Source organism: Ruegeria sp. AA3 (assembly GCF_056542905.1).
In genome coordinates this window covers 1-1,499 of record NZ_JBQGAQ010000039.1, presented here as the reverse complement: position 1 = coordinate 1,499, position 1,499 = coordinate 1, and the positions used below count along the sequence as shown (strand labels likewise).

The window sequence follows — 1,499 nt, the reverse complement described above, 5'->3', positions numbered from 1 at the left end:
GTCCCTACTTTGCCTATGCCACGAACCACCTGATCGACACAAAAAGCTCAGTCATCATGGATGTTGAAGCCACGCGGGCGATCCGACAGGCCGAGGTGGGTGCCTCGCAAACAATGCTGGATCGCACTGAACAGCGCTTCGGCATCCGGCCGGATTGGCTTGCCGCGGACACGGCCTATGGATCCAGCGACAACTTGGGGTGGCTGGTCAAGAAACGCGGCATCATCCCCTTCATTCCAGTGATCGATCATTCGAACCGCAAGGACGGCGCATGGACCCGTTTTGAGTTTGAATACGACGAGGCCAACGACCAATACATTTGCCCCGAAGGTTTCGCATTGAAGCAGTTCCGCCGGAATTACTCCGATCCCAATCGCGACAAGAACATCCGCGGCACCCGAAAGTATCGCGCTCTAAAATCCGATTGTCAGGGGTGCCCATCGAAAGAGAAGTGCTGCCCCAATGCGATCTGCAGATCGATCAGCCGGGAAGAGCACGAGGACGCCCGGGACTTCGCGCGATCGAGCCGGAAGACGAAAGCCTACAAGGTCAGCCGTGACAAACGGAAGAAAGTTGAGATGCTCTTCGCGCATCTGAAACGCATCCTGAACCTGACCAGGTTGCGATTGCGCGGCCCGAACGGGGCAAAAGATGAGTTCCTGCTCGCTGCCATCGCACAGAACCTCAGAAAGCTCGCCAAGCTCAGGCCCAGGACCGCCCAAACGGAGGCCATGGGATGATCTGACCCGCCAAATCAGCCCATTTGCGAGACGACTGGGCCAGCGTCCGGACCAAACAACTCGCGCTGGTTCTCCAGCGATAATCTGGCAGTCAATTGCACCGAGTTCTTCAACAGAATCCGCCCAATTTGACAGAAATAACAACGAGTTGAAAGCACCGAGGGTCGCTGCCTGATCATGATCCGAGTGCCCCGGCGTTAGAGCATGGGAGTATGCCATGAACGTGATCTTCAATCCTGCGCTTGCGCTGAGGGTGCTGGTCTCGCCAATGGTGCCAAGCCCGGTGGGTTGGGATACCCCGCAGGGATGGCGTGGGCGGTGCGAGCATCGGCGGCCTTGTGCAGCCGGTCCGCAGCGGTGAAGGGCGCGCCATCAAGGGCATGGGGCGCGGCAAGGGAGACCAGCTCCTGGACGGTTTCGGGAACGGCCATCCTCAACTCTCTCCCGCCATCCATGCGGCAGCGGTCTCGACCACGCGCTCATCGAGTTTGTCGATGCCCTCATTCTCCATGAGGCGGGCGCAGGCATCGGCCAGGGCCATCGCTAAGCGCCAGTTGCCCCCCGTCTTTCTGAGAAAGGCCGTGGCGCTCTTCTGAGTGATGCTCCCGAAGCGCGGGGCCAGGACATAGGCGGCCATCTCGCCCGCCTCCTGCACCGGCTGCATCACCACCTTCTTGGTGCCGATCCGCTGGCGGAACTGCTCCAGGAACACCCGGATTTGCGGGTGGATGAACTTTCTGGCCAGCAAGTCCGTGCCCG

At 60.0% G+C, this 1,499-nt stretch carries 3 protein-coding genes; 1 reads left to right on the top strand and 2 read right to left on the bottom strand.

Going from position 1 to position 1,499, the window contains the following annotated elements; genetic code table 11:
• Positions 1–740 (top strand): transposase (locus ACR0JR_RS22335; protein ID WP_480458210.1); only part of this gene is annotated, 740 nt, incomplete at its 5' end.
• A 230-nt stretch (positions 741–970) separates the two neighbouring features.
• Here the strand turns inward: ACR0JR_RS22335 and ACR0JR_RS22330 are convergent.
• Positions 971–1,171 (bottom strand): hypothetical protein, encoded by a 201-nt coding sequence (locus ACR0JR_RS22330; protein ID WP_480423912.1) that lies wholly within the window; start codon positions 1,169–1,171, stop codon positions 971–973.
• 2 nt (positions 1,172–1,173) lie between these two features.
• Positions 1,174–1,499 (bottom strand): hypothetical protein (locus ACR0JR_RS22325; protein WP_480458208.1); only part of this gene is annotated, 326 nt, incomplete at its 5' end.